Annotated in this window: 18 protein-coding genes; 13 read left to right on the top strand and 5 right to left on the bottom strand. The window is 45.0% G+C overall.

Annotated elements, in window-relative coordinates; all coding sequences use genetic code 11:
- The first annotated feature begins 2 nt into the window (after positions 1-2).
- Positions 3-458, top strand: a complete 456-nt coding sequence (locus ONT18_RS12180) for a hypothetical protein (protein ID WP_022121296.1) — start codon at positions 3-5, stop codon at positions 456-458.
- A 157-nt stretch (positions 459-615) separates the two neighbouring features.
- On the opposite strand, the gene ONT18_RS12185 is transcribed toward ONT18_RS12180, so the two are convergent.
- Entirely contained in the window at positions 616-2,277 is a 1,662-nt protein-coding gene (locus ONT18_RS12185) for a nucleoside kinase (RefSeq protein WP_119228984.1), read from the bottom strand.
- Between the two features lie 171 nt (positions 2,278-2,448).
- Between ONT18_RS12185 and ONT18_RS12190 the strand changes: the two genes are divergently transcribed.
- From ONT18_RS12190 to ONT18_RS12235, 10 genes are all read left to right on the top strand, one after another.
- Entirely contained in the window at positions 2,449-4,158 is a 1,710-nt protein-coding gene (locus ONT18_RS12190; protein WP_022121509.1) for a Na/Pi cotransporter family protein, read from the top strand.
- Between the two features lie 258 nt (positions 4,159-4,416).
- On the top strand, positions 4,417-5,412 hold the full coding sequence (locus tag ONT18_RS12195; protein WP_006848116.1) for an NAD-dependent epimerase/dehydratase family protein: 996 nt from the start codon (positions 4,417-4,419) through the stop codon (positions 5,410-5,412).
- The gene (locus ONT18_RS12200) at positions 5,403-6,422 is read left to right on the top strand and encodes a phosphatase PAP2 family protein (protein WP_264905817.1); all 1,020 of its coding nucleotides are present in this window, start codon (positions 5,403-5,405) and stop codon (positions 6,420-6,422) included. Before ONT18_RS12195 ends, ONT18_RS12200 begins: the two co-directional genes overlap by 10 nt.
- 53 nt (positions 6,423-6,475) lie before the next feature.
- Positions 6,476-7,810, top strand: coding sequence for a tRNA (N6-isopentenyl adenosine(37)-C2)-methylthiotransferase MiaB (gene miaB / locus ONT18_RS12205; RefSeq protein WP_006848118.1), 1,335 nt, complete (start codon positions 6,476-6,478; stop codon positions 7,808-7,810).
- A 124-nt stretch (positions 7,811-7,934) separates the two neighbouring features.
- Positions 7,935-9,788, top strand: coding sequence for an ABC transporter ATP-binding protein (locus ONT18_RS12210; RefSeq protein ID WP_264905818.1), 1,854 nt, complete (start codon positions 7,935-7,937; stop codon positions 9,786-9,788).
- A 41-nt stretch (positions 9,789-9,829) separates the two neighbouring features.
- The gene (locus ONT18_RS12215) at positions 9,830-10,756 is read left to right on the top strand and encodes a lysophospholipid acyltransferase family protein (protein ID WP_264905819.1); all 927 of its coding nucleotides are present in this window, start codon (positions 9,830-9,832) and stop codon (positions 10,754-10,756) included.
- Positions 10,753-11,811: a CDP-glycerol glycerophosphotransferase family protein gene (locus tag ONT18_RS12220; protein WP_264905820.1), complete on the top strand. Its 1,059-nt coding sequence runs from the start codon at positions 10,753-10,755 to the stop codon at positions 11,809-11,811. Before ONT18_RS12215 ends, ONT18_RS12220 begins: the two co-directional genes overlap by 4 nt.
- Before the next feature lie 4 nt (positions 11,812-11,815).
- On the top strand, positions 11,816-12,889 hold the full coding sequence (locus ONT18_RS12225) for a pyridoxal-phosphate-dependent aminotransferase family protein (protein WP_264905821.1): 1,074 nt from the start codon (positions 11,816-11,818) through the stop codon (positions 12,887-12,889).
- A 57-nt stretch (positions 12,890-12,946) separates the two neighbouring features.
- Positions 12,947-14,293 carry a Gfo/Idh/MocA family oxidoreductase gene (locus tag ONT18_RS12230; protein WP_154480427.1) on the top strand — a complete coding sequence of 449 codons (1,347 nt, stop codon included), beginning with the start codon at positions 12,947-12,949 and terminating at the stop codon, positions 14,291-14,293.
- 147 nt (positions 14,294-14,440) lie between these two features.
- A complete protein-coding gene (locus ONT18_RS12235) occupies positions 14,441-16,006 on the top strand; it encodes a DUF6056 family protein (protein ID WP_218459353.1) in 1,566 nt (521 codons plus the stop codon).
- A 53-nt stretch (positions 16,007-16,059) separates the two neighbouring features.
- Here ONT18_RS12235 and ONT18_RS12240 read toward each other — a convergent pair whose 3' ends face one another.
- The 4 genes from ONT18_RS12240 to ONT18_RS12255 are packed head-to-tail and all read right to left on the bottom strand — an operon-like array spanning position 16,060 to position 20,331.
- The gene (locus ONT18_RS12240) at positions 16,060-16,860 is read right to left on the bottom strand and encodes a glycosyltransferase family 2 protein (protein WP_117728781.1); all 801 of its coding nucleotides are present in this window, start codon (positions 16,858-16,860) and stop codon (positions 16,060-16,062) included.
- An 11-nt stretch (positions 16,861-16,871) separates the two neighbouring features.
- Complete coding sequence (locus ONT18_RS12245) at positions 16,872-17,660, bottom strand: glycosyltransferase family 2 protein (protein ID WP_117728779.1); 789 nt, start codon at positions 17,658-17,660, stop codon at positions 16,872-16,874.
- Positions 17,657-18,430, bottom strand: a complete 774-nt coding sequence (locus ONT18_RS12250) for a lipopolysaccharide kinase InaA family protein (RefSeq protein WP_264905822.1) — start codon at positions 18,428-18,430, stop codon at positions 17,657-17,659. Before ONT18_RS12250 ends, ONT18_RS12245 begins: the two co-directional genes overlap by 4 nt.
- Positions 18,427-20,331, bottom strand: a complete 1,905-nt coding sequence (locus ONT18_RS12255; protein ID WP_264905823.1) for an RNA-binding domain-containing protein — start codon at positions 20,329-20,331, stop codon at positions 18,427-18,429. The genes ONT18_RS12250 and ONT18_RS12255 overlap by 4 nt, the downstream gene beginning before the upstream one ends.
- 217 nt (positions 20,332-20,548) lie before the next feature.
- On the opposite strand from ONT18_RS12255, the gene ONT18_RS12260 reads away from it, so the two are divergent.
- Positions 20,549-21,535, top strand: coding sequence for a glycosyl transferase family 90 (locus tag ONT18_RS12260; protein WP_153091956.1), 987 nt, complete (start codon positions 20,549-20,551; stop codon positions 21,533-21,535).
- 61 nt (positions 21,536-21,596) lie between these two features.
- Positions 21,597-21,806: a hypothetical protein gene (locus ONT18_RS12265; protein ID WP_147330147.1), complete on the top strand. Its 210-nt coding sequence runs from the start codon at positions 21,597-21,599 to the stop codon at positions 21,804-21,806.
- Positions 21,807-22,061 lie beyond the last annotated feature (255 nt).

Consider the following 22,061-nt stretch of genomic DNA (forward strand, 5'->3'; position numbering starts at 1 on the left):
ATATGAGACGTACTATAATAACAGCAGTGTTAATCTGCATTTTTACCTTAGTGGTCAGTTGCTCTAATAGCGACGAAAATATCACGTCATATAGTAAGTATGAGGTTCCTACCGATATAATGATAGAGACTCCAGACAATCAGATTCTTGTCATAAACTCAAAAGATGACTTTGAAAAGTATTTCAAGAATTGTGCAAGTAGCGCAAGACCTAATACAAAATTAGAGCTACCTGTAGTGAACTTCCAAAAATATACGCTAATCTACATACAAGGAGAATCACCACATGGGATTGCCAAACTAGAGAGTTCCTTGGAGCCTATAGAAAACTGCAAAATTCTATCTATCCATATAGAACAGAATTATACAAATGTGATGCAAAGATGGAATGTGGCATATCTTATCGATAAAGAAGATAAGCCAAACATCAAATTACAATACCACATAATAGCCCCATAGTCTAAAGGGAAAGAGTGGTATTTATCCCAAAAAGTGGCGATAGGTGTGCTAAATCTCATAAAAAAACATAGATTTAGCGCACCTATCGCCACTTTTTGACGTAATAGCTCTGTAATAGCTCTAAACAAGCCTTGCCTACATCACATGCCAGAAACCTTTAATAATGAAACGAGCTGCCCCCCAGGAACTCTCGCAGAAGCGAAGTAGGCGGCAGATTATTATAAGGTATACCCTTGAAGTATTTCAGGAACTTAAGCAACCGGTAAGCCTCAGCATATTCCTCGCAATTCTCCGGAACCTGCTGCAGCAGCGGCTCTGCCTGCGTCTTAATCACAGCCAGTTCATAAAGCATTGCCGTATTGAGCATCGCATCGGCATTCTCCTGGAACGGGAATATCCACTTGTTCTCACCCGCCCTTACCGAAGGCCAGCGATGAATGGTTTCCTGGGCAGAGACACCTCGATACTTGTAATCGCGGATGATGCGGCGAAGCAAACGGTTGTCTGTTGTCGGGATATAATTGTGATTATCCAGAAGAATCGTGGTCAGCGCCGAAGCATATACTCTGAATATCTGCTCCTGCGGGATGTGGGCCGTCAGCTCTGGGTTCAATGCATGAATGCCCTCTACCACCAGCACATTATTATCGTTCATCTTCAGCTTGTTGCCGCTCTTTTTACTCTTTCCGCTCTGGAAATCATACTTCGGCAATTCTACCTCCTCACCACGGAACAAGGCGTTGAACTGCTCGTTGATCAAATCGAGATCCAGGGCATAGATGCTCTCATAATCATATTCGCCCGAAGCATCCTTCGGCGTTTTCTCCCTATCTACGAAATAATCATCGAGCGAAATCTGGAGCGGTTTCAATCCGTTTACGGCAAGCTGTATGCTCAGGCGCTTGCACGAAGTGGTCTTGCCCGAAGAAGAAGGGCCTGCCAGCAGCACCAGTTTCACGCCCTTGCGGCTGGCAATCTCCTCAGCAATATTGGCAATCTTCTTCTCCTGCAGCGCCTCGCTGATATTGATGATGTCGGTAGAATGATTGGCATCTATCGCCTGGTTAAAATCGCCTACAGTCCTGATGCCCAGGATACTCTGCCAGCGATGATGCTCCTTGAATATCTCAAACATCTTGTCCTGTCGGGTCATTTCGCCCAGCACATCCGGGTTCTTGAGCGAAGGAATGCGCAGGAGCATGCCATCATAATATTTCTCCAGCCCGAAGAGATAGAGCTGCGAGGTATTGGTGAGCAGCGTGCCGTAGTAATAATCTACATAATCACCTATTTTATAATAGGTAGTATAGATTGATCCCGATGTCTTGAGCAGTTTCACCTTCTCAACATCCCCTTTCTCCTGGAACAGCGCAACTGCCTCTTCGGTAGGCACGGTGAAGCGGCGTATCGGCATCCTGGCATCGATAATCTCCTGCATGCGACGGCGGATAATGTTCACATCTTCATCTACAACAGGTCTGCCCAGGCGGATATCTACGTAGAAACCATTCGATACGGGGATATCAATCACCACATCTGTAGCAGGATAAATGTCCTGTACCGCCTTGCAGAGAACAAAGAAGAGGGTACGGGTATATGCACGCGAACCGGATGAAGAAGTCATATCAAGAAATTCTACATCTTTAGAATTATAAACACGATAATGCATGCCTTCAACCTTATTATTTACCCTTGCAGACACCGGTCCGTGGGTCATTTTGAGGTCAAATGCTGAAAAAATATCAAAAAGTGTGCTTCCGATTTCTACTTTCTGAGATTTTTTATTATTTTTGCAACGGATTTGAATTACTTGTTTCATTTGTATTAAAACTATGTTACAAAATTAAACTAATCTACCCGCTCTCGAAGCCCCCGAAGGTGCTTTTTGAGCATCGGCTTACTCTTTTTAGAAGAGAGACGCCTACAGAGTGTAAAGTTACGAAGAAATTCGGAAACTTGATGTATTTGACAACATTAATTAAGTTATTATATGTCGATTTGGATATTTTTTAAGCTTATTGGAGCACTCGCCCTACTGATGTTCGGTATGAAGTCCATGAGCGACAGTTTGCAGAAGATGGCAGGACCACAGCTCCGCCATGTGTTAGGAACCATGACCACCAATCGTTTGACGGGCATCCTCTCGGGTACGCTCATCACCGCAGCGGTGCAGTCTTCTACAGCCACAACGGTGATGACCGTATCATTCGTTAATGCTGGTCTCCTTACTCTAGCCCAGGCTATCTCCGTTATCATGGGCGCCAACATCGGAACCACGCTCACCGCATGGATCATGAGTGCCGGTTTCTCGTTTAACATCACAGATTTTGTATGGCCGGCGTTCTTCATCGCCATCATCCTGATTTACAGCAAGAAGCGCAAGATTATCGGCGACTTCATCTTCGGTATATCCTTTATGTTTCTCGGTTTGGGAACTTTACGCCAAACCGGTATCGACATGGATCTGGCTCATAATCAGCCGGTTCTTGAATTCTTTGCAAGTTTCGATCCTCACAGTTTCCAGACTACCATCACCTTCCTTATTATTGGTAGTATACTCACTATGTGCGTGCAGAGTTCGGCAGCCGTCATGGCGATTACGATGATTCTCTGCTCTACCGGCGTATTGCCTATCTATCAGGGTATTGCGCTTGTGATGGGTGAGAATATCGGAACAACCGTAACCTCCAATGTGGCAGCGCTCACCGCCAACACCCAGGCCCGGAGAGCGGCGATGGCGCACATGGTATTCAACATCTTCGGTGTGCTTTGGATACTCTGCATATTCCACCCGTTCATCCATCTGGTTTGCGGCTGGGTAGGTTTCGACGATGCCATGGAGAAGACTGATCCTCATTTCGTAGCCAATGCAACCAAGCTATCCTTTGTGCTTGCCGCCTTCCATACCACCTTCAACCTCGCCAATACCTTTATCCTGGTATGGTTCATTCCACAGATAGAGAAGCTGGTATGCAAGATTATCCGTCCTAAGAAGAATACCGATGAGGACGACTTCCGTCTGCGCTTTATCCAGAGCGGTATCATGAAGACACCGGAAATCTCTGTCTTGGAGGCACAGAAGGAAATCCATTGTTTTGCCGAGCGCATCCAGCGCATGTTCGGCATGGTGAAGACGCTTCTTGGCGAGACCAATGAAGAAAAGTTTGTAAAACTCTATAGCCGCATCGAGAAATACGAGGGCATCTCTGACAACATGGAGATAGAGATTGCCAAATATCTCGACCAGGTGAGCGATTCTCATCTTTCTGACGAGACCAAGGCAAAAATCCGCGCCATGCTCCGTGAGATTTCTGAGATAGAGAGTATCGGTGACAGCTGCTTCAACATCGCCCGCACGCTGAACCGCCGTTTCAAGGGCAAGGAAGACTTCATCACTTCACAGTATGAGCACATGCATCAGATGATGGAGCTTACCGACAATGCCCTTACCCAGATGAACATCACACTCGTAGGTCATAAGGGAGACAACGATGCCAACCTCTCTTTCAACATCGAGAACGAAATCAACAACTACCGCAATCAGTTGAAGAGCCAGAACATCAACGATGTAAACAACCATCTTTATACCTACGCCATCGGTACCATGTATATGGATATCATCCAGGAATGCGAGAAGCTCGGCGACTACGTAGTAAACGTAGTAGAGGCCCGCATGGGTGTAAGACAGCATGAAGCTTAGAGAGAGTTTACAGTTAACAGTTTATAGTTTATAGGGCATGAAGTTCATTAGTGGGCTTCATGCCCTATCTTTATTTTCTACCTATATTAAATAGGACAAACAGATATGTTTTTAAGCAAGATACTTGATTCACAACAGCAAAGTTGCCATAAAGAAGTGATTTCACAAAGAAAAAGAAAGAATTTTGGCATAACATAGAGGATAAGTCGATTTTTTGTTGTAATTTTGCAGCCGAAATTGCAATTTTATAAATAATTAATGAAGATTCTAGTAACGGGTGCGTCGGGCTTTATCGGCAGCTACATCGTGGAAGAGGCCTTGAGACAGGGCATGGAAACCTGGGCGGCAGTACGCCCTACCAGTTCCAGAAAGTATCTGCAAGACGAGCGCATCCATTTTATCAATCTCAATCTTTCTTCAGAGGAAGAGTTGGAGAAAGAACTCGCCCCGCACGAGTTCGACTATATAGTGCATGCAGCCGGCGCAACGAAGTGCCTGCATGCAGAGGACTTTTATAAAGTAAACACAGAGGGAACCAAGCATCTGGTGAACGTCCTTCTGCGCCTCCAGATGCCTATCAGGCGATTTGTCTTTGTCAGTTCGCTCAGCATCTTTGGAGCCATCCGCGAAGAGCAGCCTTATCAGGAAATCTCAGAACATGATACTCCTAAGCCAAATACTGCATACGGAAAGAGTAAGCTGGAGGCAGAACGCTATCTGGACAGCATCGGTAATAACTTCCCTTATATCATCCTCCGCCCTACAGGAGTTTACGGTCCTAGGGAGAAAGATTATTTCCTCATGGCACAGAGCATCAAGCAGCATGTTGACTTTGCAGTAGGATTCAAGCGCCAGGACATCACCTTTGTTTATGTACAGGACGTAGTACAGGCTGTATTCCTGGCTTTGGATCATGGAATGAACGGCAGGAAATACTTCCTCAGCGATGGAGAAGTATATCAGTCGGCTGCCTTCAGCGACCTGATAAAAAAGGAGTTAGGCAATCCTTGGATACTACGCATCAAGGCACCTGTCTGGGTGTTGCGCATCGTAACCTTCTTCGGAGAGTATCTCGGAAGGATGACGGGCAAGATGTCGGCTCTGAACAATGATAAGTACAACATTCTGAAACAGCGCAACTGGCGATGTGATATTGAGCCAGCCATGGATGAACTGGGCTATCATCCTCATTATCCACTGGAAAGAGGTGTGAAGCTCGCCATCAAGTGGTACAAGGATAACGGATGGCTGTAAATTATAAACTAATAAGAAGCGTGATAAAAGATTATTTCAAGATAGACAAGAACCCGAAGAAGGGACTGATGACACTGGAATGGGTCATGCTGGGATATATGGCAATCACCATTATCACCATGCTCTTTACCTACACCAAACTCGTAAACCCGGAAGCTATGCTCTGGGGACGACTGAGAGTGCTCGTCATGACCATCGCTCTTTGGGCAGTATACCGCATGATACCTTGCCGCATCACCAAGATGGTGCGCATCATCGCCCAGATGGCTTTGCTTGCCTGGTGGTATCCCGACACCTACGAAATCAACCGCATGTTCCCCAACCTCGACCATATCTTTGCAGGTTGGGAGCAGGATCTTTTCGGATGTCAACCCGCCCTGCTCTTTGCCAAAGCCCTGCCTTGGGCTGTAGTAAGCGAACTGATGTCGATGGGCTACTTTATGTATTATCCGATGATTGCATTGGTTTCATTCTATTATTTCTTCTGCAGATATTATGAGGCTGAAAGAGCTGCATTCGTCATGCTCACCAGTTTCTTTATCTACTATCTCATCTACATCTATGTACCGGTAGCGGGTCCGACCTTCTACTTTGATGCAGTAGGGATATCAGAAATAACCAAAGGTATCTTCCCGGCTTTGGGCGATTACTTCAACACCCATACCAACTGCCTGCCAACACCGGGTTACACTGATGGAATCTTCTACCAGCTTGTAGAGGATGCCAAGAACGCCGGCGAGCGTCCTACAGCAGCTTTCCCAAGTTCGCATGTGGGCGTGAGCACCATCTGCATGCTCCTGGTCTGGCATACCGGCAACCGAAAACTGCTATACGTGATGCTGCCATTCTACATCTTCCTGTGTCTGGCAACCGTATATATTCAGGCGCATTATCTCATCGATGCCATCGCCGGCCTCATCTCTGCCGTCGTCATCTATTTTGCATTGATGGCAGTATCGAAGAGAATGATAGAGCATCATACTCCTTCTTCGCGACTGAGATTCAGATAGTTACATATTTTAATTACAATAACATTATAAACGAATAGAATTCATCTAGAACAATGAAGAAACTATTTATTGAGACTTATGGCTGCCAGATGAACGTGGCAGACAGTGAGGTAGTTGCCTCTGTGATGCAGATGGCTGGCTACGAAATTTGTGAGAAAGAAGAAGAGGCTGATGCCATCTTCCTGAACACCTGCAGTATCCGCGAGAATGCAGAGAACAAGATTTATCATCGCCTCGACACCCTGCATGCAGAGCAGAAGAAGGGAAGAAAGGTGATTCTCGGCGTTTTGGGCTGTATGGCAGAGCGCGTGAAGGATGACCTCATCCAGAACCACTATGCCAACCTGGTTTGCGGACCAGACAGCTATCTCAACCTGCCGGATATGATTGCGCAGTGCGAGATGGGAACCAACGCCATCAACATCGAACTTTCTAAGACCGAGACTTACCGCGACATCGTACCTCAGCGCATCGGTGGCAACAGAGTGAGCGGTTTCGTAAGCATCATGCGTGGTTGCAACAATTTCTGTCACTACTGCATCGTACCTTATACCCGTGGACGTGAGCGCAGCCGCGATGCTGAGAGCATCCTGCGTGAGGTTCGCGATTTGCAGCAGCGTGGCTTCAAGGAAGTTACCCTGCTGGGACAGAATGTAAACAGTTATGGTCTCTCGCCATCGGGCAAGCGCGAGGAAGGCAGTCTTTCCTTTGCCGAGCTCCTCCACATGGTAGCCCAGGCTGTACCGGATATGCGAGTACGCTTTACCACCTCTAACCCAGAGGATATGACAGAGGACATCCTCCACGCCATCGCCGAAGAGCCAAACCTCTGCAAGCACATCCACTTCCCGGCACAGAGCGGAAGCAACAAGATTTTGAAGCTGATGAACCGCAAATACACCCGTGAGGAGTATCTGCAGCGCATCGCCGACATCAAGCGCATCATCCCGGGCTGCGGCATCACCACCGACATCTTCGTGGGTTATCACGACGAGACCGAGGAAGACCATCAGGAAACCCTCTCGCTGGTAAAGGAAGTAGGCTTCGACAGCGCCTTCATGTTCAAGTATTCAGAGCGCCCGGGCACCTATGCCGCCAAGCATCTGCCAGACAACGTTTCTGAGGAAACCAAGATAGCCCGCCTCAACGAACTTATCAAGTTGCAGACCGAGGTGAGTGCCGAGCAGAACAAGAAGGATGAGGGCAAGGTATTCACCATCCTCATCGAGAACTTCAGCAAGCGTAGCCGCGAGCAGATGATGGGCCGAACAGAACAGAACAAGGCGGTTGTCATCGATAAGGGCAACCACCACATCGGAGAGTTCGTGAAGGTTCGCATCACCGGTTCTACCTCTGCTACTCTCTTCGGAGAAGAAGTAAAGGAGTAAACCCAAACTCATCAGAACAGCTTTTTCTGAATAAAAAGACTCTTCTGAAAGAAAAAACAGAATATAAACAAGAAAAACCGCCAAAAGTTTGGCGGTTTTCTTAAAAAGCACTATATTTGCACCTATGAAGGAATTCTTGCAAATTTTACGCCGATTCGTCCCTCCATACAAGAAGTATCTGGGACTGTCTATCCTGTTCAATATCCTGTCTGCGGTATTGAACATCTTTTCGTTTGCAGCCTTGATACCAATCCTGCAAATCCTGTTCCAAGTAGACGGTGGTATCCGTGTCAACGAGTATATGCACTGGAATGGAGATTGGGGTAGCATCAAGGAGGTTGCAACCAATAACCTGTATTATTATATTCAGGAGTTTATTGTTGTCCATAGTGCATCAACAGCCCTTTTGGTCATCGGCCTATTCCTAGCCTTCATGACATTCCTCAAGACGGGAGCCTATTTCCTCTCGTCAGCCACCATCATACCTATCCGTACAGGTATCGTAAGAGACATCCGCAACCAGATTTACCAGAAGATAAACAGTCTCTCGCTCGGTTTCTTCAGCGAGGAGCGCAAGGGAGATATCATTGCCCGCATGAGCGGTGATGTGCAGGAAGTGGAGAACAGCATCATGTCGTCGCTCGACATGCTCTTCAAGAACCCTATTCTGATCCTCTTCTATTTCATCACACTCATCTGCATCAGCTGGCAGCTCACCCTCTTCACCATCCTCTTTGTGCCACCTTTCGGCTGGTTCATGGGAGTAGTGGGCAAGAAACTGAAGGCACACAGTATCGAGGCGCAGGCACTTTGGAGCGACACGATGAGTATGGTAGAAGAAACCCTGGGGGGCTTGCGCATCATCAAGGCTTTCTGTGCAGAAGAAAAGATGAACAAGCGTTTCAATCAGGTTAACAGCAGCTACCGCGACAACATCATGCGTGTAAATATCCGCCAGCAGATGGCACACCCGATGAGTGAGTTCCTGGGAACCATCCTCATCGTAGTGGTATTGTGGTTTGGCGGTATCCTGGTTCTGGATTACGGCAGAATCGACGGTCCTACCATCATCTTCTATCTCGTGATGCTCTACAGCATCATCAACCCACTGAAGGAATTCTCCAAGGCGAGCTACAATATTCCAAAGGGATTGGCAAGTATGGAGCGTATCGACAAGATTCTGCAGGCTGAGGTGGAAATTAAGGACAAGGAGAACCCTGAGCATATCAGCAGCTTCGAACATCAGATAGAGTTCCGCCACGTTTCCTTCGCCTATACCGACCGAAAGAGCGCCGAACTGGTTTATGTATTAAAGGATATCAATCTCGTGATACCAAAAGGCAAGACTGTTGCACTTGTTGGTCAGAGCGGTAGCGGTAAGAGTACGATGGTAGATTTGATTCCTCGTTACTATGATGTACAGGAAGGCGAGGTGCTCATCGACGGTATTAATGTGAAAGACCTTGCCGTACATGACCTTCGCATGCTGATAGGAAATGTAAACCAGGAGGCCATCCTCTTCAATGCAAGTTTCAAGGACAATATCCGATTCGGCAAGACCGATGCTACAGATGAGGAAATAGCCAATGCAGCTAAGATAGCCAATGCTTACGAGTTCATCACCAAGTCGGAGAAAGGTTTCGATACAAATATCGGTGACCGAGGCGGCAGACTTTCCGGTGGCCAGCGCCAGCGTGTCAGCATCGCCCGTGCCATCCTCAAGAATCCTCCTATCCTCATCCTCGATGAGGCAACATCAGCCCTCGATACCGAGAGCGAGCGCCTGGTTCAGGATGCCTTGGAGAAACTGATGAAAACCCGTACCACCGTGGCTGTGGCTCACCGATTGAGTACCATCAAGCATGCCGATGAAATCTGCGTATTGCACGAGGGTAAGATTGTGGAGCGCGGTACCCACGATGAACTGATTGGAAAAGACGGATATTACAAGAAGTTGCATGATATGCAGCAGGTGTAATTGAGTAAAGAGTTAATAGTTAAGAATTTATAGTTTTACAGATGGTTAAGATTGTTTATGCATTCTTTTATGCAATATCGCTGCTGCCTTTCAGGCTGCTCTATTGCATTGCCGACTTCGAGTACTTCATGATGTATTACGTCATCAAGTACCGCAGAGGCATTGTGCGTAAGAATCTCACCACCTCCTTCCCTGAGAAATCAGAAGAAGAGATTGTTGACATCGAGAAGAAATTCTACCGCTGGTTCAGCGATTACTTCTTCGAGGCGGTTAAACTTCTGAGCATCAGCGACAAGGAGTTGCGCCGTCGATTCAAGGTATATAACAGCGAAGAAGTGGAACAATGTTTCCAGGAAGGTCAGGATGTGGCAGCCATCCTCGGTCATTACTGCAACTGGGAGTGGCTCTCATGTGTAGGCATCGAACTGCCCAAGTCACGCAAGATGGGCCTCATCTATCATCCTCTGCGCAACCAAGCCTTCGACGAACTCTTCAAGCGCATCCGTTCTCACGAAGAAAACGGAGTGCCTGTCCCAAAGAAGGACATCCTCCGCTATCTCGTAGACTACAAACGCAAGAACATCCGCAGCATCTTCGGCTACATCAGCGACCAGGGGCCCAAGTGGGAGAACATCCATCTGTGGCTTCCTTTCCTCTATCATCCCGAAACCCCAGTGTTTACGGGTGGTGAAAGAATCATGAGAAAGATGAACGATGCCGTGTTCTATGTAGAGATGTCCCGCCCTAAGCGCGGCTACTACACGGCAACATACAAACTCATCACCCGCAATCCGAACTCCCTGCCGGAGCACGAGATTACCCGTCGCTTCTTCCAAATGCTGGAAGAAACCATCCGCAAGAATCCACCTTATTATTTATGGACGCATAACAGATGGAAGCGAACCAGGGAGGAGTTTGATAAGCGATATGAAATTAAAAACGGCAAAGTAATTCCTATAGAATCATGAGAATAGTTCTTTTCTGTGAAAACAAGTATGCCATAGACATACTTAATCCAATACAAGAACATGTGACAAAGCAACATTTGCCACACGAGATATTGTGGTATATCCACAAACCAAAGATAGACAGTTTTCCATATGCCGACCAGGTGAAATGGACCAACTCTATTCAAGAAGTCTATGACTTCCAGCCAGAGGCTATCTATGTGCCAGGCAACATTGTGCCTTACTATCTGCCAGGCGTCAAGATACAGGTATTCCACGGCTATGCCGCAGAGAAGAAAGACCACTGGATTATCCGCCGTTACTTTGACACCTATTTCACCCAAGGTCCTTACTTCACTTCCCACTTCGAGACTCTGGCCAAGAGATATGGAGATTTCGAGGTGTTGGAAACGGGATGGCCTAAGCAGGATTGGATCAAGGAAAACCTGCATAAATATGATGCCGACCGAGAGAAACTGCTCAGGGAAAGCGGCAAGGAGACCTTGATCCTTTACGCTCCTACCTTCTCGCCAAAACTCACTTCGCTTCCTTACATCAAGGAAGAGCTGGGCAAGCTGGCTAAGGAGCGCAATGCCCTGATAGTAATGAAGTTCCATCCGCTTACCCGTCAGGAATGGGTAGATGAATACCGTGAATGGGCTGCAACCAAGAAGGATGTTCTCTTCATCGACAAAGGAGAGAACGTAACCAAATATCAGCTGATGGCAGATACGCTCATCAGCGATACCTCTTCTACCATCTATGAGTTCCTGCTGCTCTCTCGCCCAGTAATCACCCTCGGCACCATATCCAAGGATATCTACTGGGAAAACATCACGGAACCTGATCAACTGATTGCCGCCTACGACCATGCCCTCACAGACCCTGAGGCGATAGCCAAGAGACAGTGGATAGTAGACAACTACGATCCATATTTGGACGGCAACGTATGCCAGCGCATGCTCGACGGAGCCGAAGACTACATCCGCCGTCATGGTGTGCCGAAGAAGAGAAAGCTGAATCTCTGGCGTAAATATACCAGCATCAAGACATTTGGAAGAATCAAAAAAGAATAAAGATATGCTTAATTTTACAGTAGGACCTGTGATGGCAAGCGATGAGGTTAGAGCCATCGGCGCTGAGCAGGTGCCTTATTTCAGAACAGCAGAGTTCTCCGCCATCATGAAGGAGAACGAACAATTGATGAAGCAGTTTGCCAAGGCATCAGACGATGCCCGCACTGTTTTTATCACAGGTTCGGGCACAGCCTCTATGGAAGCCGTGGTTATGAATGTATTCACTCCTGCCGACAAAGTACTGGTAGTGAATGGCGGTAGCTTTGGTCACCGATTCGTACAACTCTGTGAAATTCATGAGATTCCACATACAGAAATCAAGCTTGAGATGGGGACTCCACTCACGGCAGAAGACCTCAAGCCATACGAGGGACAAGGCTACACCGGCTTCCTCGTCAATCTACATGAGACTTCTACCGGCGTACTCTACGACATCCAGATGATCAGCGACTTCTGTCATCGCAACCATATTTTCCTGGCCGTAGATTCCATCAGTTCTTTCCTCGCGGACCCATTCAACATGAAGGAACTCGGCGTGAACGTAATGATTACGGGTTCACAGAAAGCACTGGCATGTCCTCCAGGCATCTCTGTCATCATTCTCGATACAGAGGCAATCAAGCGAGTAGAGGCAAACAATGTTAAGTCGATGTATTTCGACCTGAAGGATGCCTTGAAGAATGGTGAGCGTGGACAGACTCCTTTCACCCCAGCCGTAGGAACCTTACTGCAGATTCATGCCCGCCTGAAGGAGATAGAGCGCAATGGCGGTGTGGAGAGCGAGAACCAGCGCATGAAAATGCTTGCAGAAGATTTTAGAAGCAAGATCAAGGACCTGCCATTCACCATCGTTTCCCAATCGATGTCAAATGCCGTTACTCCTCTGCATCCACAGAACGCCTCAGCCTACGACATCTTCCTGAAGCTGAAAGACGAATATGGCATCTGGGTATGTCCTAATGGTGGCGACATGGCAGAAAAGATATTCCGTGTAGGTCATCTCGGCAACCTAAGTCCGGAAGACAATACTACGCTCGTTGATGCACTGAAGGATATGCAGGCTAAGGGACTGCTATAAAGGGACTGCTATAATATATATAATAAGGTATAGAGAACTTTCAAGATAGAGAAACTTATGGTTAAAGTCATCACATACGGTACTTACGACCTGCTTCATTATGGTCACATCCGTCTCCTGGAGCGCGCCAAGGCTTTGGGCGACTACCTCATCGTGGGCGTAACCTCGGATACCTTCGACCGTGAGCGTGGCAAAATCAATGTACAACAATCCCTCATGGAACGAGTGGAAGCCGTGCGTGCCACTGGCATTGCTGATGAAATCATCATCGAGGAATACGAGGGACAGAAGATTGACGACATCAAGCGACTGGACGTAGATATCTTTACCGTAGGTTCTGACTGGAGAGGCAAGTTTGACTATCTCAACGCCTATTGCAAGGTGGTTTATCTAGACCGCACTCAGGGCGTATCGAGCACGGAGATCAGAAGCGAGCAGCAGGTGGTTAGCCTCGGACTGGTTGGCGAATCGCCTATCCTCAACAAGATAGAGCGGGAAAGCCAATATGTCAATGGATTGGAGGCAGGAAAGGTTTTCTCCCTCAACGACCAATATCTCTCAGAGAATCTGCAGGCAGCGGAAAAGCAGGCAGCCAGTTTTCAGGAACTCCTGGATGAAAGCGATGCGCTCTATGTCATCTCTGCCCCAAGCAAGCACTATGCTCAAATAAAGGAGGCATTAGAAGCTGGCAAACACGTATTGTGCGAATCGCCTATCACTCTTCAGCCTCAGCAATGGAAAGAACTCAAGGAAATAGCAAAAGATAAGAAGGTAGTCTTGATGGATTCTATCAAGACCGCCTATTCCGTAGCCTATTACCGACTCTTACTCTTGGCTAAGGGCGGTATCATCGGTGATATCATGTCGGTGGATGCAACCTGCACCAGTCTCGTAGACTTTGACCCAACCCAGGATTCACAGAAGAGTCTTTACGAATGGAACAGTATCTGCGCCTGGGGACCGACGGCACTCCTGCCTATCTTCCAGCTTCTGGGCACAGAATACAGCAGCAAACAGATAGCCACTCACTTCTTGGACGAAGCAAAGCGCTATGATGCCTTTACCAAGATATCCTTCCTCTATCCTCATGCCGTAGCTTCGCTGAAGGTTGGTCAAGGCGTGAAGTCGGAAGGCGAATTGATTATCTCGGGCACCAAGGGATACATCTACGTACCAGCCCCATGGTGGAAGACCGATTACTTCGAGGTGAGATACGAGAATCCGCAGAACAACAAGCGCTACTTCTACCAGCTGGATGGAGAAGGGTTGCGCTATATGCTCCTCTCCTTCCTCAAAGCCATCCGCACCGGCAAGGACTTCTCGTATGTATCCGATGACATATCAGAAGAAATCGTCAAGACTATCGCCAATTTCGAGGCAAGAAAAGACATGGTCATCATATAGGTTCGTCTACATGATGTCCATTTCCTTTCTTGAAAGCTTTTTCCTTTTAGTCTTAACGGCATTTATATAATTTAACAACTATTAGTGCAAGAAAGCACAAGTTTCTCTGTTATTATACATATAAAAATAAGCAAAAACAATAATACGATGAATCAGAAATTGTTAAAAAGCCATACGATATTGGCGATTTGTATTCTAATCTTATCCGTCATCCCTGTTGTGGCAATAGGTCCCTATCTCCATCAGTTTGCAGATGACTATGTATTCGGAGCTCCTGTCTACAAGGCTTGGACTGCCACCCATTCATTTGGGGCATGTATTCAGGCGGCCTGGGCTGAATCCATGCATATCTACCAGACATGGCAGGGTACCTATTCGGCATGTTTCCTGATGGCATTACAACCTGGAATTTTTGGCAAATACTGGCTTGTACCGATTATTCTATTGGGAAGCCTAATTCTTTCCACCTATACACTGGGATACACAATATTACGCAGATTGTTACATATCAGCAAATTGGAATACACTTTCATTTCTACTCTATTTGTATTAATGACCGTACAGTTCGTATGGTCGTTCTACGATGCATTCTGCTGGTATAACGGAGCGATGTACTATACCTTATATTATAGTATTTCTTTGTTCCTTGCCTCCCTACTCATCGAATTCCATCTTACAAAATCCATCATAGCGAAAATCATCATCACGCTGGTTTCCGCAGCACTCGCCATATTCATTGCCGGCGGCAACTTTGTTACCGGTCTGGGGATGCCAGCCATTCTCTTTATGGCAATCGTATGGATGTGGGTGGAAAGGAAGAAGACTCCTTTCTTCTTGCTTTCTATCCTTATCATTTATGCCTGCGCTTTTGCTTTCAGTGTATTTGCACCAGGCAATACTGTCCGCCAATCCACAGTCACCAGTCAACCGAATGTGGTTTCAGCCTTCTTTATTGCGATAGCAAAGGGCATAGAATTTCTCGCTGATGCCATTAAAATCACAGAAATACTCATGTTTACCATTCTCATACCTTTTCTTGCAAGATTAGCCAAGGCATCCCACTTTAGGTTTTCTCATCCATGGCTTTATCTGCTCATCTCTTTCCTACTCTATTGCACCTTCTTTTTTCCAAACAGCTATGCCATGGGAACCAAAGGAGCAGACAGAACACAGAATGTATACTTCTATGTGCATCTGTGGATGATTTGCTTCAATATCTACTATCTTTCTGGTGCTCTTCAGCGCAGAGCGGCTGATCTGGAACCAATAAGCGTTGCTATTGTAAACTTGACAGAGGCAATCAGACTGAAATATAATAAATACTTCAGATGGCTACCGGTATATTACTGGCTTGTGTTGGTACTTTCTATCACAGCAAAGCCAACTACTACCAACAGAACACTCTCCTTGCTGCGTAGAGGAACAGCACAGAAGTTTGACCAAGAAATGCAGCAGCGCGAAATTGCCGTAAAGCAAAGCAAGGCAGATCATCTGGTATTAAATCCGCTTACCGTAAAGATGCCATCCGATGCCTTCCATGATATCACTATTTATCCAGGTTATTGGATTAACCGAGGTATGGCAAACTATTATGGCAAGAAAACGGTAGTAGCATTACCTTTCGATGATGGCGAAGAAACGCCAGCCAAGTTGTTAAAACGCTGCCGTGATGAAGTAGGTCCAGGCGGAATGACCTTTATCGAAGGAAAATAAATCAGAAATAACAATACCATTCATTAAACAAAAAAGGTAAGTAGCCAAAACTGCTACTTACCTTTTTTATGTTTCAAGCGATCTTCTATAATCTTGCTGACAGCAACAAACTGATAGATGCCTTCATAGCAGGCACATACAAATCCTTCCTTACCATCACGGAAGCCACCCTTCTGAATATAAGCACGGAAGAAACGCACCAACGGACGATAGAACAAAGCTGCCATTCCATAATTGCGATCTTTCTTCTTTTCTATCTCGTTAGCTGTATACTGGTTGATTTTCCCCATTCTGCTGGCAATGCTGTCGTCTGCCAGATGAACAAGCGCCATATCAGCATGAGCCGCCGGTATCTTTTCTATTCTGCCCTTGATAACAGGATCGGCATGAATGATGGCTGGCCATACGGTATCCTTCCTGATAAAGAAACGCAACTGGTAGTCGGGATAGAAACAATGCATGAATCGTCCCATAAAGCGACTCTTGCGTGGAACATACAAACCCTGTGGAGCATTCTCCTTCTCTATCAGGGAATAAAGATATTCCTTCAGTTCTGGAGTTACCAGTTCATCAGCATCAACCACCAATACCCACTTGCAGGAAGCAGCATCTATGGCAGTCTGACGTGCCGGTTCACAAATCTGATAGTTTCCTCTAGGAAAGACAACTATCTTGCAACCATTACGCTTTGCTATATCCAAGGTGTCGTCAGTACTTTCCATGTCGCAGACAACCACCTCGTCAAAGCCCTTCACTGTATCCAGCACCTGCTGAAGATGGCAGGAGGCATTATAGGTATTAATAACCACCGAGATGCCATTTCCCTGCTCTTGTTCTACACTTGTCTTATCCATATATCTATGCTCTATAAATATTGATCGATACCATTTGTGCAACGAACCAAACGCTCCTTCTTCACCTGGTTCAAAACATCTTTATGCATGTTCTCTTGGGCTTTAGACGCCTCCTTGTGATAAAGATGGTACATGATTCCTCCCATCTTCAGCGCCTTCTTCCGAACGCCAGCAAAATGCAGGCGATAGGCAAACTCGGCATCCTCATGTCCCCATTCCAACAGATCCTCATTGTAACCATTTACCTTGATGGCATCCTCTTTCCAATAAGCCATGTTGCAACCTCTGAGATGGTCGATTCTACGGGCATAGCGAAAAGCCAGCAATCTGCGGAACACATGAGAACGGAAGCTGTTGCTTACATAACTGAAAGGCATGTTCCAAAGATTCACATTGACTACCTTTGTATCCAAAATCTTTTTGGAAATCTGGGCAGACAGCAGCACTCTACTTCCACAGACGAAACATCCTTTCTGAGCCATTTCTATATGGTCTTCTACAAAATGAGAACTCAAAACAACATCTCCATCAACTTGGATGATATAATCACCCGTAGCCTTTGCTATTGCCTTATTCAAAATGGAAGTTCTTCTGAATCCCTTATCTTCCTGCCAAACCCAAATTACCGGTACTGGCATTTTATCAGCATAACGGTCTATCAGTTTTTTAGTCTCTTCGGTAGAACCATCGTCAGCAATAACAACTTCATCAGGCATAACATGCTGATGCAACACGCTATACAACACGAGTTCTAAGGCTTTAGGCCAATTGTAAGTCGTAATCAATAATGTTGTTTTCATAAACCTAACTTTTTGTGTTTAAAATAATGCAAGATACCTTTGCGATGTGCCCATCGCCAATCGTGTATCTTCTTTGCTCCTATTATTTTTTGTAATATTTTCTCATCCATTCCCCGCAGTTTCACATACTCTCGTGCCACACACTCGAAGACATCCATTCTTCCGGTAAACCTCGTCAGGTTTTCCACACATTCCTTCATCGGCGGATAGCCTGAGTAAAACCTCATACGATTGATATCGATAAGCGAGAACGTATAATGACCATCAGCCTGAAGCTGATACAGCACATTGCCGGCATTCAAGTCAATATCGATGATGCCTTTCTGGTGCAATCGATTCACAAAGTGCGCATAATCTGCCGCCATCACCCTGTTGAATTCCTCTGGGGAGTTCAACTGATCGTTGATAGGCATACTGTTATCAATATCAGAGATAAAGTAGCAATAGTCAATAAGTCCCTTTACCCTCGTTTCAATATATCCAAAGCCTTCGGGAGTGGCAAAGCCATCTGCCATCAGCCTAAGGGCATTCTCATAGGCACGGAAAGCCTTGGTAGAGCGGAAGAAGCTATATCCTATCTTCTGAATGAAATTAGGCTGCTTGTATCTCTTCACCACAACTTCTTTCTCTTTTCCATCAAACTTTACATGAAAAGCCTTGATAACATTTCGTCCTTCAAAGATACAACGTCCCTCCTGCTCGAACACATCCGGGATGCGTTCGATGAAACTTCTCATCTCTTCGTATTTTGGGTTTATCTTTATCTTCATTTGTTTACAGTACTTTTATATTTTTGCCTAGGATGGTTAGGAACGCCAGGGAATAGCATTTCCAGACTATTATCTTCTAACATCTTAGGAATTATAAAATTTCTCAAATAAATTTTGTCTCGCCTTACAATTGCCGATAATTCATCTAAAGATAGCCACTCAGAACAAACAGAACAAATCAAAGTCTTTAAATTTTGATAAGACATTCTTTGTTTTATACGAGCACTTGCAATATTAGCCCCAGAGCTTGCAATATTAGCCCCAGAGCTTGCAATATTAGCCCCAGAACTTGCAATATTAGACTCGGAACTTGCAATATTAGCCCCAGAACTTGCAATATTAGACTCGGAACTTGCAACCTTAGAGCCGGAACTTGCCACCTTAGCATTCATAGGCAACCGATACTTGGTTCCTCTACCATATCCCTCTTGAACCAGCAATTTATGCGTACACATATCTTTCAACAAATCGGCGACTTCTGCTTTATGCTGGTTAAGAACAACCCTTAGGCTCTCATTTGTAATATATCCATCTGTACAAGCTGCATTAAGAGTCAATAGGCGTTCATGTCCCAAAGAAAACACTTCTGTTCCAAATATCCGAACCAATCTTTCCTTTGTTCCTTCATCCATCATCGACTCCATCATCATTGTGAGTTCCACTAAGTCGGGCTGACTTAATGTTCTCAACATAGGTGCTCTCCAATTTGCAAATTGCCAACCAGCCAATATCTTATCGACTCCACTTCCTGCTTTTTCAGCAGAGCCAATCAGCATAAACATCTTTTGAAGAGTCTTGTTACGACATACGCTAGCACTTTCTCCATAATATTGCATTTTAGAAACCAACAGTGTTCCTGGGTTAGTAAAAACAATTTTATTGCTATACAATCGCACTACCATTGTTGCATTTTCCGAATAATCGGTATGAATACAAAAATTCACCAGAGCTTCGCGAACAGCCACATGCGCAGGAGTTTCATCACGACGAATATTGCCCTCCAAGATGAAAGGTTTTGGCAAGACCGCTGATAATCTTGGAAGAACACGAAGATAGAATTGGAATAAATTTGCCTCCCAAGTTCCATCAGGACAAATACGATTGGTCCATCGTATCTCAGGATTATCTGATAGTTTTTCTTGGTAATCAGGAAAGAAGTCGGGACAACATTCGTTATCAGTAATGGCATCTTCTTTACCAAACATCAGCACACCTGCAAGCGTAAAGCCCTCTTCCTTCGTACTACGTTCTATACGATAAGCTCCTATCTTTTTAAGAAATTCAAAATCAGACAAAACAGACCAAGGATGGTCTGGCTTTGCCAACTTAAATAATTGTCGATATTGAGCAACAGACTCCATATCTAAATCATTTAATGAATAATTTCTCAAAATGCGGCTATCAGCGGGATTAGAAACATTCGCATCTGAAAACATACGCTGCACTTCTCGCTCCGTACATTTATAATCACCTTCATGATTGCGCTTAAAAGTACCATTATAGGGTTGAGACGTTCTATAAACAGGACGCTGTTCTCTAGATGCACGAGGAATAAAGAATAACATAAGTTTGTGACCATTGTAATCTTCTACCACGACATCTTCTGTTTTTAACAAATTGCAACTAACCGTAGCTCGATTATTCACATTATTCCAAAAGTCCTTGGTATATTTCTCTATCTGTTCATCAGATAGATTATCTATATAGAACTTACCTTTTTTTTCTATTACTCCAAGCACGATAACTCCTCCTTCGCTATTGGCGAAGGCTGAATAGGTATCCCAAAAGCTGCCAGGAAATCCACCGGCAGCACTTTTAAACTCCAAGTCATCACTCTCTATACTATTCAAGAGTGAATCCAGATAATCCTCGAAGTTTAATCTATCACGTACTTCTAACATACTATTCTTTTATATTCTTAAACTAGATACCATCCAGATATCTCATAGGTTGCAAAGATACGAAAAACTATCAGAAAAGCAAAATTTTAGGGAAATTATCTTTCTTCCTTTATTGATACTTGCTTTTTTTTATCTATTTTCTTGCAAGTTTAAAGTATATTTCATAATTTTGTAGCCAAAAACATCATTATAGTTTTCATAAAAAATAAGAAATCCAATGAATATTCAAAAACTGAAATATAAATTCCATAGCGGAAAAAACAGCAAACCCTGGTATTACATCAAGGAATACGCCCGTCTTTATACTCCTGCCTGCATCCTAATATGGAGGGGACAGCGTTTACTAGCCAAAGCCAAGAAACGCAAAGATTATGACTATATTCTAAGCCGAGTAAACTACTACAACAAGCTTACAGAAAACTATCTTCATCTCAACAAAGATTTGTGGGAAAAGAAAGCTGTAAAAGTTGCAGAACAGCCGATGACCCGCCAGAAGGTATATTATCTGGATACCTTGGAGTATGCCCGCTGTTTTAACGGCAACAACAAATGGAATCTCCTGCCTGGTGACATCACGTATGTGGAAGATATTCCTACCATTGTAAAAAGCCGCCCAATTCATGGAGAAAACCAGAACTCCGTATTGCTCAAGATGGACAAGGTACGCCATTTTATCTTCGTGAAGGATAAGCTTTCGTTTGCAGAAAAAAAAGACCAGGCTATCTTCAGAGGGAAAATAGCCTGCAAGGACATCCGTGTGCAATTTGTAGAGAAGTTTTTCGGAAATCCTCGCTTCGATATCGGAACCATAGATCTGATTAAGCCAGAATGGAAGAGCGACAAGATTTCCATCTACGACCATCTGAAATACAAATACGTGATAGCACTGGAGGGAAATGACGTGGCAAGCAATCTGAAATGGATTATGTCTTCCAATTCCATCGCCGTGATGCCTAAGCCATATTATGAAACTTGGTTTATGGAAGGAACTCTGAAGCCAGACTATCATTATATAGAAGTAAAGCCTGATTTCTCTGATCTTGAGGAAAAGATGGACTATTATACTGCTCATCCAGATGAAGCGCAAGCTATCATCAACCACGCTCACGAATATGTAGAGCAATTCAAGGATAAGCAGCGTGAGGATATCATCTCGCTGATGGTTCTGGATAAGTATTTTTCTCTGTTAAAATCTAAGGATTAATGTCTAGAAAGGATTCTTTCAATTATGAAAGAACAATCCTACCGATTATTCGATGGGCAGAATGATGACAGATAAGACGCCTAGACTGTGGCATGTAGTAGGCAGCAATCTGAACTATGCCTTCATCATCAACAACGACACCATTCTGGAGAAGACTGCCGATGGTGCCCTGGATGTTTATGATGCCCACATGAATCCTGTAAAGAACTACCGTCTGCCAGCTAAGCAGTTTGACAAAGCCATCAAACAGCTTAACAGGTTCTTTAAATAAGAAAAGGTAAATCCCCGAAAAGCCCCTTCCGCATTCCAGTTTTTCATATACCCGGAATACAGAAGGGGCTTTATCCTTTTATGCTTCCTTCCCCACTCTTATCTTGAGCCACAATGCCAAAATGGGGTCACTCATTTCCAGATGCTTAAGAGCAGGAATCGTAATCAGGTCTTTCACCATCAAGGACTTCTTGAGGCGGGTTACATTGGCAGCAGATACAGAACTTCTGCAAAGATAGCAAAAAAACAAATTAAA

The organism is Segatella copri, assembly GCF_026015295.1.
Taxonomy (GTDB): domain Bacteria; phylum Bacteroidota; class Bacteroidia; order Bacteroidales; family Bacteroidaceae; genus Prevotella; species Prevotella copri_C.